Source organism: Eggerthella sp. (genome assembly GCF_048329335.1).
Classification (GTDB): domain Bacteria; phylum Actinomycetota; class Coriobacteriia; order Coriobacteriales; family Eggerthellaceae; genus Eggerthella; species Eggerthella lenta.
In genome coordinates this window covers 1-1526 of the sequence record NZ_DBFEGU010000431.1, presented here as the reverse complement: position 1 = coordinate 1526, position 1526 = coordinate 1, and the positions used below count along the sequence as shown (strand labels likewise).

Below are 1526 nucleotides of genomic sequence, written 5' to 3'. Positions count from 1 at the left end.
CGAAATGTTTCTCGTGAAACATTTGTACGTACCTATCTGGCGACAAACCTGCCTGCCATCCCGTCCCTCGGCCTCTTCTTCATGCAGCGCAACGGACTCGCGGTGGCGAAAAAACTTCGAATTCGGAAAGACTCATGCGATTCAGGTGCGCACAGGGCGCAGAAGCGTGAAAGCGACTTTCAGTGTCCAGGTGTTATGCGGGAAGCTGCCTTTCAACGTGTCCGCGGCTCACGGCGTAACTTCCGAATTCGATATCTTTTCGCCATGCGGAACGCCGTTGAATGCACGGGACGAGAGGGGGGATGCGACCCGTGCTTGAACGCCGAGCGCAGCCGCTCCCCGACCGGCCGACCATGTTGCAGGTTTGTTCTCTCTCTAATCTGGCGCGCGCCCTTCATTAATGATACTATTACAATAACATATAAGACCAAACGGCGAATGCAGTGAGGAGCGGGGCATGGAAGCGGTTATGGGCGTGGCGAACGCGATGGGCGACATGGTGGTCAACGAGCGGCTGACCGTCGACGGCGTGGACGTGCTGGTGGGCTATGCCAACGAAGGCGACCAGCACGTCACCGAAACGGAGATCCGCGCCTACCTCGAGCGCGGCGCGCTGAAGCATCCGAACAGCGCCGTTACCGGCCTCGCGCTGCTGGTGGACGGCGAGGACGTGGACATCCGCTACGAGCTGGCACCGGTGCCGTTCGATCGCATCCGTCGCATCACGGGGTATCTCGTGGGAACGATGGATCGCTGGAACGATGCGAAAACCTCCGAGGAATCCGACCGCGTCAAGCACGGCGTTTGTCGTGACGACCGCGCATTCGCGTGCGCGAACGGCTGTTAACGCTGCATTGTAAAATCTTCCGCGCGTTACCGGGCTGTGACCGCGAGGCCGCAGCCCGTTTCGTATACTGTATTCATGCCATCTGAGAAAACCACACCCGAATCAGAAAGTCGCTCATCGCGTGAAGGACGCGAGGTTTCCGAGGTTCGCGAACGCCGTCAAGCACCTGCGCAGCTTGACCGGGCGTCGCAGCGTGAAGGCTGCCGGCTGCCTGCCCGCCCCGACCGTACCCCGCACGACGAGGCGCCACCCGCCTGTCTGAGCGGCGATCCCACCTGTGCGCCCACCGAGCGCATCCTCGAGCCGGAAGTGCGCCGCCACCATCGGCGCAAGCGCAAGCTGCTCGAATTCACCCACTCGTCCACGCGCGCGACCATGCTCATGCTGGCCGCGGCCGTGGCGGCGCTCGTCATCGAGAACACGCCGGTGCTGCCGTACTTCGCCGAGTTCTGGCGCACGTTCGACATCGGCATCTCGCTGGGCGATTTCGCGCCGCACCTCTCGCTGGAGCACTTCATCAACGACTTCCTCATGGCCATTTTCTTCCTGCTGGTGGGCCTTGAGATCAAGTTCGAGATGACGGCGGGCGAGCTGAAGAACCCGCGCAAGGCGCTGCTGCCCATCCTGGGCGCGGCGGGCGGCGCCATCGTGCCTGCGCTCGTGTACACGGCGGTGAACG

The 1526-nt window shown here is 62.3% G+C and carries 2 protein-coding genes; both read left to right on the top strand.

Annotated features, from left to right (window positions below):
* The first annotated feature begins 457 nt into the window (after positions 1 to 457).
* Entirely contained in the window at positions 458 to 847 is a 390-nt protein-coding gene (nrdD, locus tag ACMO6A_RS13270) for an anaerobic ribonucleoside-triphosphate reductase (protein ID WP_009305337.1), read from the top strand.
* A gap of 75 nt (positions 848 to 922) precedes the next feature.
* Positions 923 to 1526 (top strand): Na+/H+ antiporter NhaA (locus tag ACMO6A_RS13265; RefSeq protein WP_418471405.1); only part of this gene is annotated, 604 nt, incomplete at its 3' end.